Source organism: Bradyrhizobium sp. WSM2793 (assembly GCF_000379585.1).
In the GTDB taxonomy this organism is placed as follows: domain Bacteria; phylum Pseudomonadota; class Alphaproteobacteria; order Rhizobiales; family Xanthobacteraceae; genus Bradyrhizobium.
The window spans coordinates 16147-33686 of sequence record NZ_KB902785.1 but is presented as its reverse complement, the minus strand read 5'-3'; the positions used below and the strand labels follow the sequence as shown (position 1 = coordinate 33686).

The following is a 17540-nucleotide window of genomic DNA, read 5'->3' as shown; positions in this document are numbered from 1 at the left end:
GATGGCGTCTAAGCTGATCGTCGTCAGCCCGACCTAACCCATTACAACAAATGCCCGCCGACACCCCCATCGCGTCAAGGGTGGACCTTATAGCGCCGCGGGGTACTGAGGAGGCTGGGCTCATGACGGGTCAGCGCGCACAACACGAACTGATAGGCTGCAACGACTGCGGCAGCGGTGTCTCGTTTTCGGCCTTGGCTTGCCGGCACTGCGGCTCGCGTGAGCCAGCCGGGCCCTATGTGGAGAGCTCCAAAGAGCGACGCCTGCACCGGATCGAAGAAAAAAACGATCAGACCTTGATTGGCATGATGGTCTTGTGCCCCGGAATAGGCTTCTTCTACGGCGTGGTGATGGTCGGCGCGTTTGCCGCCTTTGGCTACGGCTTGCTCGGCGCCATCATCGGCGCGCCCGCTGGCTTCATCATCAATGTCAGCCGGCGGCTTCTTGGCTGACGCGGCCGACGTTGCGAGAGGTCACGCACGATCTCCGCCATTTCCTTCCCCGGGAACAGAGGAAAGCCTGTTTGTTACCCACCAGAACAGAGGTTCTAAAAGGTGGGTAACTGAGGGGTATTTTCGTGAGCGATTTCAATCGCTGTTTGGAAGCTTGGCGAGCCGCGGCAATCCATTCCTGGATGATGGGAATGTAGGGGTCGAGCATCGATGGCCGACGTGGCACAGGCTTGCGCCGCACATAGCGGCGCCGATGAATGCCCCGCTGCTCACCCTATTCCCAACCATTGCCGAACTCTCGGTCAAAGGGCACCAAGTCGCTTCGCAACGGCGGCACCGTTCTCGCTGGCTTTCCAGCCTGCTGATCAACGCGTGCCCAGCTGATTTGAGCGTCCAGCATCAGCAATGCCACCGGATCAAGCGTGCGCCCGCAGCCAACCTTTATGCCTCATTGAGCCCGGGTGGACCAATGCTCTTTCGTACGGCGTAGCGGGAGGAAGATAGCCCTTGATCCCTTGGTGGCTTCGCATGCTTCTCCTTCAGCTTAAAGGAGGGCTGGAAGAAATTGATGTGCAGCCGTGCAGCCGCAAACAGGCGAGCTAATGAGCGAGCGGCATCAATGCCTTAAAGCCGCCCGTAACTCACTAGGCGGCGAACGATAGCTCCGTTCTCTTGTTCAACGAATGCCTAATCTTCTCCTGGTAGGCCCTGGAACGTGACTTCGGCAAGGTGAGAACGGCACCACGACACGATCGCGTCGTTCATGAAGGCGCAGTCGTTGTCAAAATCGAGCCCACGAATTGGCCAGGGAATAGGTTCTGCGCGCGCTCGAGCCTCGACCACAAGAGCTGCTTCACGCACGACGAGCGGAAAGCGTTCGGTCCACCCCGTTGCAATATCCGCCATGTTAACGTCTGAATGAACGCGCCGGATACGGACATGCCGCCGTGCGCAACCAGATCCGCTTCGCAATACCCGGCGGAGGTGATTCCCAGTCATTGAATGTGCGCACCGGGACTTGCGCCGTACGGCACTGGAAAGGCCCGCGCCGCCGTCGGCGTCCCCCGGCTGCTGCGATCTTTACGTCGCTCAGCAGGCGATCGATCGTCGCCGCGCTCACTTTCAAAACCTCCCGCCGCTCATCGGCAGAATGCTTCAACTTGCCGTGCCGTCCGAGACCCGGAAGCAAGAACGGGATCATCGCGATGAGCCGCCTACGGCAGAGCCGGTCAGAGGCGTCCCATAGCACAATAAGTGCAACGCGAATGGAAGCTCCGTAGGTCCGGCCCGTCGCCGCGGCACCGCCGAATCCCCACAGTGCTCGGAACGCGTGCTGACGATGCCGTCCGTAACGGCGCACAGTTCGTCCAAAATCCGTTCCTTCTCGAGCTGCCCGCTCGTCCGATAACGTTCCGCCAGCGCTAATGTGATCTCGCGCTTTGCGCTTGTGCTGATCTTCCCTGCCATAGCCGCCACCGAATTGTCGTCAGTTCCGCCCCAGACCCGACAGGGAAGTTGTCCGGTAACATTAGTGCGCAATGGGGCCTTAAATCCGGATTGACGACTCTCGTCCTACCGGCGCAAGCACTCTCGCATGCCGCCCGAACGCGTCGAGGGTGGCCGGGCCTCTTCAGCGCACTCCCGAATGCCGCCGATGTTCAGCACAACGTACCAAAACGCCGCAGCTGTCGGTGCATTATTCGGCAACGCGTCGCCGTTACTGCTAGTCCATGCCCCCTATTATCCACCACATCAGCAGTGATGAGGCGCAGCCCAAGTCAGCGGACATCCCGGTCATCGGCGGCGCGGTTGTTAGCGCCAGTTCAGTCGTATCCTGGCGCGGCGGGGCCTATCGCTAGCGCTTGTCCAAAAGGGGGGATGTCGGTTGCGAACAGGCCGGCCGGAGTGTGGCTAGCGCCGTCGGCAGAACCGCGATGCGCGTGAATTTCCGCTCGCTAATCTGACAACTCGCGAGCTTCAAGAAGCGAAGCTCATGCTCCTGGGCAGGTACCGATTCTCCTGCAAAGAACAGTTTGAGAGTCGCTTTCCCGACCGGCATGCAATTTGCTGAAAGATCCGGAAACGAGAGAGGCTGGATGACAAGCAGTGACATCATTCGCCCTTTACACCAACACGGGCGCGTAAGGACTGTAGGAGACAGCACAATTGTGAGGATACTGACAAAGCCCAAACATGCCGTCGCCCAGGTCCACGACGCGATTGTGCGTTTGGTCCGCTGGGGCCTGCGTGTCCTTACTCGGCTATCCCAGTCGATTGCGCCATTCGGCCCAATCGACGCCGACCTTGATGAAGCTCACCGTGAGCCGCCAATGAGTTCTCCCCACTCCATGCGGCTAAATGGCGCCTGGACGGCAAAGCGCAAGTTCATCGAAACAACCGTACGAGGAACGGAGCGCATCAAGCGAAGTAAGGCCAACGACAAACCGTTTCACTCATACTAAGAGCTTCAAATGAGTCATCAAGTTTGCACTGTGCCCGAGTCTGTACAGCTGGTTTTTCAAGATGGCGGTAAGACGCCGCGCGGTTTCGTGGTGGATCTATTCCGAAAGGTGTTCGGCAGACATCAGCGCGATGCCTACGCCCTTTCCATGTTGATCGAACGGCAGGACAAGGCCGCGTGCGGCCCCTTCCCACCGTCAGTTGCAAAGGCGCTCTTCGATGCGGCGCAGGAACGAATCGGAGCTGAAGGACATACGTTGCAAATCACCTCCGAGCCTGCTGACGAAACCGAGGCGCCAGATCCGTCCGAAATCCAGTTCGAATGGGCCCGTGACGCGATTGCCTGGCATTTCGCCGATATCCCGCCGAACAGCCTCGTGACTATGGTGCGGCAATTTCCCGGCCACATGCGCGCGGACATCCAGATCGCAATCGACAAGCTGTTCGCTTCGCCGGTCCGCTTCTTTGGCCTGCAGCAGCGATGGACTTTGGAGAAGCTGTCATTCGCGCAGCTCCGGCGCGCCGGACACGATCCCGTCTGGCTGGCGTCGCCACAATACCACGAGATCGACATCGGCGAGGCTACGCCAGTCAAATGCCTGCACAATGGGCTGTGGCTATCCGAGGCGAACGAGTTTCGTTACGCTGTCGTGCTGTTCTATTACCGCGAGCCAGCGCAACAATGCGGGACAGACCCAGAGGAGATGATGCACATCGAGGTCGCGGTGCCCGCCGGCGGGGCCGGCGAGTCTTTCGCGCAGCACTGCTTCGTTGAACTGGAGAGAGCGGTACAATCCGCCGGTTCGTACCGTGGCAAGATCCTGTCCCTCGAGAGCGATCCGAATTACAGCGGCCGTTCGCGCGGCGTTACGGTGCATCGTTGGCCCCGGGTAGACCACGCGGACGTGATCCTGCCCGAAAAGGTGCTCAAACTGCTCGATGGAAATGTATTGAGCTTTGTCGGAATGCGCGATGCGCTGCGCCGGCTCGGCCAATCGACACGCAAGGGCATCTTGCTTTATGGCCCGCCCGGCACCGGCAAGACCCACACGATCCGATACCTCGCAACTAACCTGGCTGATCAGACCACCCTAATAATGGCAGCCGAGGAGGTCGGTGCGCTCGGTGTATATATGAACCTCGCCCGGCTGTTGCAGCCGGTATTAGTGGTGATCGAGGACGTCGATCTGATCGCGCGCGACCGCAATGAGATGCGAGAAACGCGCGAAGAAGTGCTGCTCAACAAGCTGCTCAATGAGATGGATGGGCTGAAGGAGGACGCCGACATCCTGTTCTTACTTACCACCAACCGACTGGAAGAGCTCGAGGGCGCGCTCGCGGCGCGGCCTGGCCGGATCGACCAGGTCATCGAGGTGCCTTTACCTGATGCTCATGGCCGCGACAAGCTGGTGCGGCTCTATGGCAAACGCCTGCCACTCACTGAGGCTGTTGTCAATGAAGCCGTGCGACAGAGCGAGGGCCTCAGCGCCGCCTTCATCAAGGAGTTCGTGCGGCGCATCGCGCAATCGTCCATCGCGCGCGATGGCGGCAAAACGGTCATCTGCAATGATATCGATCAGGCGCTGGATGATATGCTGCCGATGAGGGGGCACGGATCGCGGGCCGAGTAAGCTGGACCGTGAGCCGCGACAAGGGGCAAGAGCGACCACAAAGTGTGCGCGCAGCTGTCCGAAATCCGTCAGTTGGCCGACGTTCAGATCGGCGGCGAGCTGACCGGCGAAGTTGGGACCCCGCAGCCGCGCTCGTGCGTCGGCGCATGCAGACGGACCATGAGCCGGCATGCTTTTCGGTGAACCCATACGGGTCTCGCTCCGCCGCGCAGAAACCAGGATGAAAGCTGACGTCGCTGCTACGTGGATGGTCGCGGGAACGTTTCGATGGTGCGCCTCTGAGCTCGCTAGCCGTTCAAAACTGAATCGAGGCGCGTGAGCAGCTCAGAGCATCTAGCCTGCACAAATCGTTGGCTGGTTTCACATGTACTGCAGACGATCACTGAAGTAGGTCATTTCGACATGGTTGCCGATCGTCTTCGACAGTTCCTTGCAGTAGATTTCATTCACCAGCACGCGCGGCAACGTGTCGCTGTTGAGCTCGACATGCCAACCGCCTCTGGTCTTGGCCCCACATGTACATCCGGTGCGATATTGCGTCCGCGATGTGCCGAACTTCAAAGCCCGCTGCGGATCGAGTCTGCGGATCTTGCTGATCATGTCCATGATGTCGTCATCACCGACACCGCACAGTTGCGTGCATAAACTAAATGTTACATTTGGCAAGCAGCTCGAGAGTCCACCAGCGCTTGCATCAGGGGTCGTGCCGGTTGAGTTCACGAAGCTGGATCACCAGACACTCACTCAGAGTCCGCGCGAGGACGTTAGGCAGGTCGAACTTCTGCAGCTCTTTGAGCACCGCCGAACATCCCCCGCGAAGCGCCGAGGCGCTCGGCAGCCTCTCAGAGATCCGGCGCTAGATAGCCGGCATCGTCGATCAGGTTGACCAGATGCTGCCCCGATAATGCGTCGCGCCGAGACGCTGAGCGCCAGCCAAGCGCGGCATCGTCGTGATCGGCGAGTACGTCTTTCCGGAGCAGGTGATCTGGTCGCGCAAGGAGCTGAAGTCGCTTAAGGACCTCCAGGGCCAGAAAATCAGGGTGATCTCGTCCAATAAAGCCGAGTTCATCAAGCGAACGGGCGGATCGCCGGTGACGCTGGGCACTGCGGAAGTGCCCGCTGCGCTCGATCGCAGCGTCGTCGACGCCGCAGTCACGGCAAGCTCGGGATATGGCTATGTTTGGCGCGATCTCTCCAAATACACTAACCGGGCTCAACGTCGGCGATGTCAGCTCGCTGTTGCTCGTGAACAAGCGTGCCTGGGACCTGTTGTCGCCGTCCGTGCAGGCCACGGTCAAGGACACGGTCCGCGGGATCTCAGACAAAACGACGAAAGCAATGGCCGCCGAGGACCAGGACCTCACTTCAACCTCGCTTTGCAAATGACAGAGATCATGCCTCCGAAGCTGACGTCGAGGACGCCGAACAGAGATCAAGCCCTAATACGACGACTGGGCAAAAACCGAGGGACCCGAGGGATCGAACTCTTGGACAAGGTTCGAAAGGCTCTGAGGCGCTGACGGACATGGTGTCGTTCTCAAAAACCCCGATGCTCGACACTTCCGGACACCTCGCCGCGCGCGGTCATTTCGCAGCCGGCGGAGGGGTGCGTCGAGCGGCTTTGCCGCCGGCTTTGCGAGCTCGCCATCCTCTCCGTGATCGTGATGGTCGCAAGCGAGGTCTTCCTGAGAAACGTCATCGGCCTCTCGCTGGAACCTGCGGACGAACTCGGCGGCTGTCTCCTTGTCGGCGACTCGTTAGCGTCGGCGGGGCATGAATGATTCTGCCGAATGGCACGCGTGCTGACGATCCGCGTGCGAACTCAACGGGAAGGTCCAACGTAAAGCGCCGACATATAGTTCGGTGGCGACGAATCGCTCATAGAGTCTTGAGATACTCGACAAGGGCTCGCCGCTCGGCGTCGGTCAATTCTGGTCCGATGACGCCAGGCGGCAGCTTCGCTAGGTCGGTTTCCTTGCCTTCGAAGGAATGTCCGCGAGCGCTGTTCCCAAGCAGCGACACATCGAAGTTCGTCAGGCCGGCCGCACAGCTATCTGTCGCCTTTGCTTTCGTAACAAGCCCGACCTTGATCGGATCGAACGCACGACTGCCGACGCAAAACGACGTTGGCCGTTGGGCTTGCGGCACCAACATGTCTCTCAGTGTCGGAACGGACCCGTTGTGCAGATAAGGAGCCGTTGCCCAAACACCGTCCAACGGGCGCGCCCGGTACTGAGGCTCAAGGGCGAGAACTACTTCGTCCTTGCCGTTGCGGCTCGCACGCGCCCCGACATAGACTCGCTGGTTTTGGCAGTTCTTCCTCGGCCCCCACATCTGCCGCTTGGTTTCTTCAGAAGTGCCGTTCGCAATGACCCATTGGTCGATCGTTTTGCCGACCACGTCCATGAGCGCGAGTACAAACAGAGGATCTGCGCCTTTATCTGCCTGAAGGCCGCAGCCTCCGGCTTTGTTGAGGTCATCTGCAGGATTTAATCCGAGTGACTCGGGTAGGTGAACGCGTCGCGTCATGAGGACGTTAGATTGTTGGCGGTCGGTGCCGATCGCCGAGACGGGCATCTGGACGACGTTAAAATAATGATGTCCGCCAATCTCTACCCAATTCTTCTCGTTCTTGGCTGAGCGATCGGGGTTCTCTGCGCTCCAGAACGAGTCTTCCGGCCACTTTTTGTCGAAGCCAGCATCGTTCACCGGGCCTCGGTGGCATTCAAAGCAGTGAGCACGATAAAGATCGCGACCTTGTTCAACGAGCTTTTCATCGATCGTCCAGGCTGGGTCACCGCGGAAGTTCTCCTGCGCGTCCTTCCATCGGGGTGCGACGAGTCCGGTGAATTTTCTGCCTCCTGCATCTTCGGACGAAAAGGGATCGGTGCCGCGCAGCAGCTCTTCGAACCGCGCGATTTCGGATAGATGTATGGATGAGGCAAAAAGCGGCCGTCCGGGCGCGGCCGCTGTCATATTGATTTTTGCGCTGACGCCGAGCGCTTCGCCTGAATTGCGAACCAGTTCGTTGAGAACAGAGGCGTCATACTGTGCCCAAAGGAAATACGGCGTGTCCCAGATCGGCGGAAAGCTCACGGGCGCATCATGGCGCGCAAAGTTGCCCTTGAGGAGTGGCTCGGAGAGTTCGCCGGTCAAGGGATCGAGTAGGTTGGTATAAAAAACCTGGTTCCCGATCCGGTTCAGCGCATCAAGTCGGCCGAAGCCTTCATCGAGATCCGCCACTCCCTGTCCCGCCAAAAGTCTGTCGGTCTCTGCCTTTTGGTTCTTGATCTTCTGAAGTGCTAGCTCAAGATCGCTTCGCAGCTGCTTTCGATCGACGCTCTGCCCTTTGATCTGCTCCAGCTTGCTGGCGAAACGCTCGAAACGCCACGGCAAGATCAGCGTGTAGCCGATCGACAGCCCAACCGCTCTTTCTACCTCGCCCAGATTGACCATCGCCGGCCCGCCGTCGAACCGTATGCTGACGTTCTTGTATTCGAGATGACCCGTATGACAGGCGGCGCAGGTTAGCCCGATTTGATCTTCATACGGGACGCCAGTCGCCGGATCGACACCGCCCTTGAGGATGGCAAAGCCGACCGGCAAAGCACTCGGGTTCTCGGGCGCGCTTGGAGTCCACCCGGGGTTGGTTGTGTTTCCACTCGGCGCATCGTCGTGATAACCATATGCGGGCGCATTACCGGCGAAGTCCTTTGAGCTAGGACTCGGAATGAAGCCGAGGCGGCGCAGGTAGTTCTCGTCTGTCAAGCTCGTGTAAGAGAAGGACAGCTCCGGGCGTTCCAGGGCCAAAAACCACTGATAAGGGACAGGGATGGTCGCTGTCCCCTGCGATGTGTGGTGAAACCAGTAACGCTGGCGAGAGCTCCAATTTTGCGGCAACCAATAAGCGCTTTCGATTTTTGATGGCTCGGGCAGGGTCGCAGGCAGTAATTGAGCGACCAGATTGGCATCGTTCTTGATCTTAAGGGCTGCCTCGCGAACCTTCTCCGGGGCGAAATACACCAGGCCGGCCGCCACGATCACGACAACGACGATTGCCAATAACAGGCTGGTGATATGAGGCCAGCGCATCAACCAGGCATAAAGACGAGAGCCAAAAGAAGGTCTGCCCATAGCAAGGACTCCATCCATCTTTTTCATGCGTCCAGCCGGCCCGGCAGGCTACCGGGAACGGCGACGGCGTCTGTTACTTGTTCAGCAATTGGCTATTGATGAAGGCGACCACGTCGGACGTCTCGGCTGCCGCGCGCCTGGTTATCGTCGCCGTTGCCGGGCCGCCGTGCAAAAAGGATGGGAACCAACCGAAGTTGCGAACATTCCAGTCTTCTTTCGGCCAGACCGCGCGGTTCACGCCAAGCGCTGCGAAATTTGGAATTTTCCTGGCGAGTGGCTGTGCCGTCTCGGTGTGACAGCTCACGCAATCGGTATTGAAGAAGTGGCTCTTCTTCGTATCGGCAATGGTCTTGACGATCTCGATGATGCGGCTGTTGGGCACGTTACCATCGATGAACTCGGAGGTCGAAACACCCTTACGATCATCTTGGGGCAAGGGCGGATTTTGCAATGCCGCGTGTCGACACGTGATCGGATTTTGATTATTCGTGCCCGGTTGCGGGACCACGTGCTTTTCGCCGATGGCGCTGAACATCTGTGCCGCGTGCATGCCATCAAGCGTCGGGCCGGGCACCGGTATTATGCCTGCTTGCGGCACCCGTAACATCGACACGAAAATCCAGGGTTCGGGCGGTGCGATGCCCATCACGGCCATGGTGTTGAGGCGCTGCGGCGAGAGATGCTTCTCAATCAAGGTCTTGAGTGCATCGCGAAACGCCTTTGCCGATGCCCCTACAAGACCCGGATGCACATTCAGATCACCGGCAGTCGAGACCTTGGCATTGCCAAACTGTCCGGCCCCAAGCTGATCGCGCAAGGTCGCGACGTCACGAACGATCGCCTTGAAGGCTTCGTCGTCCGGTTTGAATCGCGGGAACGGCGCGCAACCGTCCAGAGGCCGGTCGGGGTCGAGGGTAAAGCTGAAGATAAGGTGGCCTGCAGTGTCATGAACCTTGAAGCCGTCCGGCCCATTGGTCACCGGCTGAATGATGAGCCGGATTTGTGGTTGGCGGCCGAACTGGGCGATGATCTCCGGCGACAATCCCGGCGCGCCCGGATCGATCCGGATGCCGGCCACAAACCAGGCCTCGATCTTTTTCACGGCATCGGGAAACTGAATGTGCCGTGCACCCGAACCCGGCACGCCCGGATGCTCCGGATTTTCGGCGTTAGCGATGAAGCGCGCGAAGTCCGCGTCGGAAAACAACCGCTGCGGCGAGCCCGAAGGGCCCGCAAGATCGGACACGGCGATCAGATTGGCGAGGTCGCCCGCCGACTTCGGCGGGGGAAAGAGAATGGACACATCATTGGGCGCAAGTGGCTTTGAGGCCGCTTGCGCCGGAGCCGTTCCTAGCTCCAAAGCTGCGGCGAACATCACCCCCGCCGCTAACAAGCTTGCAAGCCGTCGCGGAAACAGAGATCGGTTCGTTTGGCCGCTCGCGATCATTGGAAATCCCTCTGTAAGACCAAAACTGTAAACATCAACTGTCGAACAACGACATCTCGGCGCTACGCGCCTCGCCAAGGCAATGCGGGCGACCGGATCAAACTCTCATTCCTCACCGTAGAATTGGCTTTGCAAGGTCTTGAGTTTCGTCGGATGCAACGCCTCCCCGATACAGCCGAGGAACATCTCACTGCGTGCATTGACCCGCGCGTGGTCGGCTGGATGCGCCATATCCGTTTGCAACGCGCGCACCGCTGTCCAGTCGTTCGCACGATCCTTGAGCAATTCGAACAGCGTTCGGCGGCTGTTCGGCGGAGATAACCGGTCGTCCTTATACCGGTGCAATCGGAAGTGAGCGAAAGTAACCTTGGCCGAGATCTTCGCATCCCATAGCGCGTCGGGAAGCGTTAGCAGATCAAGTCCTTGCAGCTCGCCCAGCTGCTGCATTTGTTCCTGCGCTTCCTGATACTGCTCACGGCCGACCAATTGATACATTCCTCGCGGGCGAAACAGCCAGCCGTCGTCCGTTTCGGGCTGGTTGCCAAAGTCGTTGTCATCGTAAGCGAGCACGAAATTGGCTAGTTCCTTGGGATGATTAAGCAAAGAGTTCACGTCGACCGCGGGCTTGTTTGCGGCCAGAAGCCTTGAGTTATTCTTGTCAATGCGATCGCGCCATTTCTGCGGGAGTTGAGAAACCGCGCTGTAGGAAAAGTTCTCGCTGCTGCGAGTAAAATCGGCACTGTCGTAAGAGACGGATCCCAGAATATAGGCGAGGATACGGGGATCCGTTTCCTCGACGCGATCCCATTCCTGCAACAAGGCTTTGACCTGCTCTGCCTGATAGTAGGCCATATAGCTCTTGCGATATGGCGGAACGGGTGGAGGGGCCGGCGAATGATCTTTGCGCGATTTACTCAGCTGGTGCTCGTAGGCGGCGACTTTTTCCTGATATTCCTCATAACCGCGCTGTTGCAACCAATTGCTCTCATAACAAGCAAGCAATGGCTGCGGCTTGATCTTTGGAGTCGGTTGATATTCCTTCGCTAGCTCGTCGGCGTAGGCAGCCCGTGCAAGTTTGGCATCCTTCAGCGTTTCAAATGCGGTCGCGACCGATCCATTCAGAAGATGGAACAACTTCACCTGCAGGCAATCTGCATTGCTCTGCCTTTCGCGGGACTGATCGAAGTCGTCCTTCGGCACGCAGTCCCAAAAGCGGCCGCTGCTCAATGAGATGATATCCTCGGTCTTCTGGGACAACGTCCAGCCGAGTGGAAGGCTATAAAACAAACCTGTGATGTCCGTGCGGCCGAACGTTGGAAAGCGCTGAACACTGGGCGTCACTTCGGCCTCGGGCCGACGGTCGATGCTGGTTGCATGATTAAGGGCGACATAGGTTCGGGAGGTTCGCGTGCTCAGAAGCGCGCGTACCGGTTCCATGAGCTCACCGAACATGAATGAACCATGATCGCCGAACTGCCCGCTGACGAGGGACAGCAGGTAAATCCTGAATTTCGGCGCATCGGAGGTGCCCTTGATGGCGTTAAGCTTCTCAATCAGGTCGAGCGCGGTCTCAATCCCAGAGTTCTCCACATATCCGCCGTCCACCAGGCGCGCCTGCGGATGAGAGGTTATGCAGTCATTTTTGACTGAGACGGTCGCCGCCGGCGTCACCCACGGAAAACGTGCGCTCGTGAAAGCGGCCGTGCTGAGCGGAATACGCAGCGACTGGCTCTTGACCGTTTGGTCCGTCCCAGTGCCTGTACGTTCAAGCGCTGCAAGAACACACAGGTCCGTGTCTTTGGGGTGCAGCGGATCAAAATCAAAGGGAGAGATGACGGCCCGTTTGCCGCTGCCGGCATCCGTCGTGTTGAACAACAGGGCCGGCATGTTGCTGCCGGGCGCCCAATGGGACTGAAAGTCAGCCCTTAGCAGATTGGATTGACTGCCGCTGCCCTTGTTGCTGCCGAGGATTCTGTCACCGGCGTTCTCCAAAGTGTATTCGAGGAAGCGCGCGCGATCGAAGGCCGGGATCCCGAACGGTGAAAACATCTGAGTGAAGTCAGTAAACAGAAAGCCGGCAACCAAAGGCGACAGAAAATCGGTTGCCAGGACGCTCGCAACGCGCTGCTCGACCGGCCCAGGAGCATCAATATCTTGGACCCGTCCAACCCCTGCCAGGAAATCCGCGATTTTGGGGCATGTCTTTCCGTCGCCGGCATTCGAATCAAGGGAAGCATTTTCGGCGTGGAGCGCAGCGGCGAAGATTGCCGAACCGACGCTGCCCCCGGACACACCGCTTATCGCAAACAGATGTTGGCGAAATGCCGGACAGAGATCCTGCATCCGCGCAAGAAACCGCGCCGCATTATTGGCGGCATAGATCCCTCCGCCTTGAGCCGCCACAATGAAGACGGGATATTCGCCGAGCCTCTTGGCTTCCTCCACCCGCGGCTTTTGTAAAAGCCACTCGCGGAATGCGGCGGCTGCGGACATGCGGGCTTTTTCCGGCGGGCTGTTTGCTTCAGAGACGGTACGCAGTTCGTGGTCGTCACCTCCCAACAAGGAGGCAAGCAGAAACAAGCCGCCAAAGACAACCGGAATAAACGGAAACGCAAATCTGATCGTCAAGAGTGCGAAATGGACCGTGACACCAATGACGCAAACCGCAAAGAGAGCGATCACGCCGAACGATCCGAGAAATTGTGCGAGCCTATCGGGCAGCAGGAGGAATGCTGCTGTCAACAGCACGATGCCGCCGATCGAGAGCGCGAGAAACCTGTAGCGGATGAAGTAAGCGTTGTTGGCGCGACTCGCCAGATCAATCGAGCGTTCTCTTGATCCTATCCGCCAAGTAAATGCCACGAAACAGACGAGCATGATCAGCATGGCGATTGCGAGGATGAACAGCATGTTCCGCTCAAACGCGAGCGCCTGGTCCTGAATGCGGAAGATACTGCCGACTTCCTCGACCTCACCAATCTTTCGCGCCGGCCGTGATGCGAATTGGCCTCCTGTGGCGGCGATGATCGGCAGTGCTCCAAGCAGGACGGGAGCAAGTCTTATATAGAAGGCAAGGCGCCCCGTAGGGTGCGGGATTTGCGGCAGGGATGCAGTTGTCAGCTGAAGCGCGCTTGTCCAGATCGTTATTCCAATCACGCCCAAGGCCGCGAACTCCTTGAACGTCACCCAACCAAGGTCGTCTGCGGCTATCCGGTAGAGCTCCTGAATCTGATCTGGCAGGTAGAGCAATACTGAGATAGCGACCGACAGAACAATTATCCATCGAAGATTTCGCAATAGGGCAAACAGCTGCTCGCGCACAGTCATTGCGTCATCTCCTCACATATTTAGGGAGGTCGCTGGCAAGCCACTGAAATAGGCTCGGGTACCAGGCATTCGCGTCAGCTCACATTAAAAGCATGGAGCCCCAAGCATACGGGCGACTCGAAACAGATTGAATTACGGACACGCTCTTAGGTAGCGCGTTAAATATTGTGCACCTCCCTACAGGAGTGTTCCGGGTTTGTCGATATGTTCTGCGCGGCGACCGCAGAGTTTTCCTCCGAATGGCCTCCGACTTCTTGGATCGCCCTGCAAATAGCTCGCCGACGTATGTCCCGTTGGGACGGCTGACAACGCCTGATCGCGAACGCTCAATACGAACCGCACCATTGCCTCGTAGCCATAACACGCGCTTGCCGGGCACAGGGCACGAGATAGTCCGCGACGAATCTGCGATCGAGCGGCCTTCGATTGCGACGTCTTGCGGCTTGAAAACGAGAGCTCGCGCTCTTGTTCATCGCGAGTCCCGGCTGAAACGCTAAAAACCGGCGCCGCCGCTGCTTTAGCCTATGGGGATACGGAGTTTGGTCAGCGCAGTGTGTTGCGCTCCTGCGCCGATCGCCTAGCCGAGAGTTGTTGCGAGCGATGCTCGCTAAAAATCGATGTGAAATGGCGGGTGCTAGTGCAAACCAGCAGCGCCGCTGCTTTAGATCGATAGAGCCGCAGCCGACCATGATGAACTATCTCAGGCGAACGGCTGAGTGCTGATTCCTCTGAGATTTCCAAACGTGATGCGGTTAGAGGGCCGGTGCCGAAGCTGGTCGAGGCTTTATCTGCGCTCTGACAAATACAGTTCAACCGAATTCCGAGCGTCGCCGCAGCGCAGCATCAAGCTGAGGTTTTTTGTATGCCCGTCGCTTCCCGGTAGGCATTCCATATGTTGTACTTTTCCGATGTTGCTAGCTATGAAATATTCGTTCGGGGTCGCGCAGCACGATTCGTTTAGTTCCTGCTGTGGGGCGCTGCACCGCCACCGGATCTGAAGTTTTACTCAAACATGTCGCAAGCCAAAGAGCTTTTTATCAACAGCGTCCGCCAAGTCAGGGTTCAGGCGAATTCGGTCATCCCCACTGTAGTTCTCTACAAAGATAAAAAGTCTTGGGTCGGGTTTGACGCGCTTGAGAACAGCGACCAAGCCAGCGAATTGAGAGAAGACTTCAAGATTCAGATTGGTAACGATGATCCTGTTAAGCTCGCGCAGCTAAAGGGCGGTCGATCGACGCTTGGCATCGCAAAAGACTTTATGGACGCGGTAGTCGCCCAGGCACTTGCTACGATTGGTCGACAGGGCTACGAGGCTCCTTCAAGGATACTGGTGGCAGAACCGCTATCGCTCGTCGGCGGTTCCGACCGGATCACCCATGACGATTGGCTAAAGAATTACCGAGGCAGTATTCGACGAATTCTCGCCGGAAAATTTGCCGAAATCGACTTCATGCCGGAGCCGTTTGCGGTTTTTCAGTACTACCGCTATGGCGTTAAGCATCCTCTCGTAGCTCAGCGAACAAAGCATATCGCGCTCGTGTTTGATTTTGGCGGTGGAACGTTTGACGCCTCCATCATTGAGACCACTATCGCAGGCGACATTAGCCAAAGCGGCCGAAATTCGAAGCCTCTCGCTGCGCGCTCGGTTCCCGTCGGTGGTTTCGTCATTAACAGTGCGATAGCTCGCGAGCTACTGTTTCGTGGAGTGGATCGCTCTGTCGATAAATCCGCGGTGACGCGCGCGCTTGAGGCCTTCCCTCAGCTAAAGAATGCTGACGAAGAAAGTCTCGCGTTGGTCCGCAGCGATCACGCAGCCTTTGTGCGAAACTACAGACGTGTTCTGCGTTCGGTGGAGCAGGCTAAGCTGACCGTTTCCTCGGGCGTAACCTCGTGGAAGTTGGATGCTAACCTATCGGCGTCACCGGCCTGCGTCGTCGACATCCCCCAGAAGCCCTTTCAAGACTCGACGCCCTGGGTTCCAATACGCTTCGAGCCTGCGGAGTTTCGCACGATATTCTCGGATCGCATCTGGAAGCAGAAGTTGCTGCCGGAGATCCTGCCTATTCTCAAGCGCGCAGAGCAGGAGCTCGGTGGCCGCCCAATTTCGATTGTCCTCCTGTCAGGTGGCTCTTCGAATATCGGTTGGCTTAAGCCGCTAATCGAACGAGACTTAGCTAACCAGCTTGGGCAGGCCGAGATACTCGAACTTAGCGAGAACTTCCAAGAGATCGTTTCGAAGGGCCTGGCCGTCGAATGCGCGCGGAGATATTACACGGAGGGGCACGGGGACTTTCGCGCGGTCACATACAATCGCCTGTGTCTCGGGTTGAACCCGAACAACCATGGCGTCGAGTTCAAGAAGTTCGCGCCCGATAGCCCCGAACTCGAGGGTATTGATAGCGATCTGGGGGTGCTGCTTCCGTCATCCACGAGCCTGCGAAGTCTGGTCAATCGACCGCTTCGGTGGAAGGTCCGCCTTAGTAAGGCGCCGACACAGTCGCTTGAATACTACTTCATGCGTTCGTCGTTCGATCCAGAAGAGGCGGGCGCACGGCACAATCTCGATTCGCGCGTTAGTACTCCGAAGGATGCCGTGTTCGGCAGTGGCATCGGTGTGGAGCTTCTCGTACGAGACGACGGTACGGCGGAGCCCACCTTCATCTATGGACGCGGCACTCAAGGCCAACAATCGGTCGTGAAGGGACGCCCCTTTTACGTCGACATGACGTTCGCGGCCGAGGAGGCCGGCGAGGAGACCTATCTCGGGTTCGACTTTGGCACTAGCACCTCGTCGCTCTGTTACGTAAACGCTGGGGACATCAAGACGTACGCCGATCGCGCCATGGATCGGACTTGGATGGGCCTAAGCGACCTCATCGACGTTCTTCCCTACCCGGCGGCATACCCGCTCGCCAGGTTCCTTTCAGAGACGGCCTTGGAGCAAATGGATCGGTGGGGCAGGGAAGCCCTCGAGGGCGCTCTAGGTCTTGCTTCCTACATCGCCTATGCTGAGCACTGCACATTAGGAGGCCCGCAGGGCACACTTCTTAAAAGCTTTCGAAAGCGCTCGGCCGGTCCGCTCTGGGATATGTTGAAGCGATGCGCTTCGCTTAGCGGGGCAAAATGGGAGTTTGCCAAGGAGTTGTTGGTTCTCACTCAAGAGCCATACCTCGCCGAACTCAATCACGCCGTGTCGCAGCTCGCGCAAACCAAGCACGGGAAACGCGCCGATGGCCTCGACTATGCGAGAGTTCTTGAAAGAATCGGAAATGTCCTTGCGAAGACCCTCAACGGCAAGCTGTTCGGCTACTTCGAAGATGCGCGCCGCAAGCCGTTCAGCATGAACATGTTTCAAGGCATCTTTCGGAACGCCCGCGGCGTCGCTCCTCCGTTTATCGATGTCTATGAGTATGAGGGCCTGGAATACTTCCCGCAGGAATTCGTCTTTCTCCTCGATGTCGAGCGCGGGGCCGGACTTCCGCTCTTTCCGCTTCTGGTGCGGGGCATAGACCAGGCTCGCTCGCACCACGAGGAGCCCGACTTCTTCGTCTACGACATTGTCCGGCAGGACGGGAAAGAGATTGCGTTCAAGGCAGTGCAGGAGAAAAACGAGGTCGTTTTAAGACCCAACGGCGCGCTTGGTGAACTCTTCCGTGCCACCGATGCGTTGCTTCAGCAGGATCCACGTTTGTCTGTAGTGACCGGAATCAAAGTTCGGATGAGAACATTCGAATAGCGAAACTCCGCTACATGTGGATGTTTACTTGTCGGGGTGATCGCCTGGCAAATGGGTCCTTCCACTTTCTGCCAATGGATCTACGTCCATCCTCTCCGTCTGCCCGCCTTGGTTAGTGATAGCTCTACTGGTGTAGCTGCATTCGATAGGCAAGCCGATGTCGGGCGAAGAAGCCTGGGCGCTAGTCAGGCTAGAAGCAATGCTCCGCGATACCGCTGCGCTAGTAGACCGAAGAACGAGCACGAAGTACAGAAGGTGATGCATGACTATCTCAATGCGGCGTTCGCGGACTTCAGGTCCAGTCCGCAGATCGCTGGAACGTTGAAGAACTTCAAGCCTGACTGCGGGATTGG

General features: G+C 58.1%; 11 protein-coding genes. 4 read left to right on the top strand and 7 right to left on the bottom strand.

The annotated features are described in order from the left end of the window. Positions 1-122 precede the first annotated feature (122 nt). Positions 123-452, top strand: a complete 330-nt coding sequence (locus A3AS_RS0119845) for a hypothetical protein (RefSeq protein WP_157644320.1) — start codon at positions 123-125, stop codon at positions 450-452. A gap of 687 nt (positions 453-1139) precedes the next feature. Here the strand turns inward: A3AS_RS0119845 and A3AS_RS47410 are convergent. Next, positions 1140-1358 (bottom strand): hypothetical protein, encoded by a 219-nt coding sequence (locus A3AS_RS47410; RefSeq protein WP_157644319.1) that lies wholly within the window; start codon positions 1356-1358, stop codon positions 1140-1142. A gap of 1565 nt (positions 1359-2923) precedes the next feature. On the opposite strand from A3AS_RS47410, the gene A3AS_RS0119835 reads away from it, so the two are divergent. Continuing rightward, positions 2924-4543 carry an ATP-dependent Clp protease adaptor ClpS gene (locus A3AS_RS0119835; RefSeq protein WP_157644318.1) on the top strand — a complete coding sequence of 540 codons (1620 nt, stop codon included), beginning with the start codon at positions 2924-2926 and terminating at the stop codon, positions 4541-4543. Between the two features lie 360 nt (positions 4544-4903). Here A3AS_RS0119835 and A3AS_RS49085 read toward each other — a convergent pair whose 3' ends face one another. After that, entirely contained in the window at positions 4904-5149 is a 246-nt protein-coding gene (locus A3AS_RS49085) for a hypothetical protein (RefSeq protein WP_084674862.1), read from the bottom strand. A gap of 88 nt (positions 5150-5237) precedes the next feature. Beyond that, complete coding sequence (locus tag A3AS_RS50070; protein WP_157644317.1) at positions 5238-5342, bottom strand: hypothetical protein; 105 nt, start codon at positions 5340-5342, stop codon at positions 5238-5240. Between the two features lie 151 nt (positions 5343-5493). Between A3AS_RS50070 and A3AS_RS50065 the strand changes: the two genes are divergently transcribed. Next, positions 5494-6063: a hypothetical protein gene (locus A3AS_RS50065; protein WP_157644316.1), complete on the top strand. Its 570-nt coding sequence runs from the start codon at positions 5494-5496 to the stop codon at positions 6061-6063. Positions 6064-6080: 17 nt separating this feature from the next. Here A3AS_RS50065 and A3AS_RS47400 read toward each other — a convergent pair whose 3' ends face one another. The 4 genes from A3AS_RS47400 to A3AS_RS0119800 all read right to left on the bottom strand — a co-directional run bounded on the left by A3AS_RS47400 (position 6081) and on the right by A3AS_RS0119800 (position 13451). Beyond that, entirely contained in the window at positions 6081-6242 is a 162-nt protein-coding gene (locus tag A3AS_RS47400; protein WP_157644315.1) for a hypothetical protein, read from the bottom strand. 179 nt (positions 6243-6421) lie between these two features. Next, the gene (locus A3AS_RS48385; RefSeq protein ID WP_245283226.1) at positions 6422-8704 is read right to left on the bottom strand and encodes a di-heme-cytochrome C peroxidase; all 2283 of its coding nucleotides are present in this window, start codon (positions 8702-8704) and stop codon (positions 6422-6424) included. Between the two features lie 46 nt (positions 8705-8750). Next, on the bottom strand, positions 8751-10124 hold the full coding sequence (locus tag A3AS_RS0119805; RefSeq protein ID WP_245283225.1) for a hypothetical protein: 1374 nt from the start codon (positions 10122-10124) through the stop codon (positions 8751-8753). 105 nt (positions 10125-10229) lie between these two features. After that, complete coding sequence (locus A3AS_RS0119800) at positions 10230-13451, bottom strand: hypothetical protein (protein ID WP_157644314.1); 3222 nt, start codon at positions 13449-13451, stop codon at positions 10230-10232. Positions 13452-14463: 1012 nt separating this feature from the next. Here A3AS_RS0119800 and A3AS_RS0119795 point away from each other — a divergent pair. Beyond that, positions 14464-17187, top strand: a complete 2724-nt coding sequence (locus A3AS_RS0119795; protein ID WP_018319304.1) for a hypothetical protein — start codon at positions 14464-14466, stop codon at positions 17185-17187. Positions 17188-17540: the final 353 nt, after the last annotated feature.

Coding starts and splice junctions, on each gene's coding strand:
- A3AS_RS47400 (WP_157644315.1), bottom strand. CDS start 6,242: ATGACGTTTCTCAGGAAGACCTCGCTTGCGACCATCACGATCACGGAG.
- A3AS_RS49085 (WP_084674862.1), bottom strand. CDS start 5,149: ATGGACATGATCAGCAAGATCCGCAGACTCGATCCGCAGCGGGCTTTG.
- A3AS_RS47410 (WP_157644319.1), bottom strand. CDS start 1,358: ATGGCGGATATTGCAACGGGGTGGACCGAACGCTTTCCGCTCGTCGTG.
- A3AS_RS0119835 (WP_157644318.1), top strand. CDS start 2,924: ATGAGTCATCAAGTTTGCACTGTGCCCGAGTCTGTACAGCTGGTTTTT.
- A3AS_RS0119800 (WP_157644314.1), bottom strand. CDS start 13,451: ATGACTGTGCGCGAGCAGCTGTTTGCCCTATTGCGAAATCTTCGATGG.
- A3AS_RS0119845 (WP_157644320.1), top strand. CDS start 123: ATGACGGGTCAGCGCGCACAACACGAACTGATAGGCTGCAACGACTGC.
- A3AS_RS48385 (WP_245283226.1), bottom strand. CDS start 8,704: ATGAAAAAGATGGATGGAGTCCTTGCTATGGGCAGACCTTCTTTTGGC.
- A3AS_RS0119805 (WP_245283225.1), bottom strand. CDS start 10,124: ATGATCGCGAGCGGCCAAACGAACCGATCTCTGTTTCCGCGACGGCTT.
- A3AS_RS0119795 (WP_018319304.1), top strand. CDS start 14,464: ATGTCGCAAGCCAAAGAGCTTTTTATCAACAGCGTCCGCCAAGTCAGG.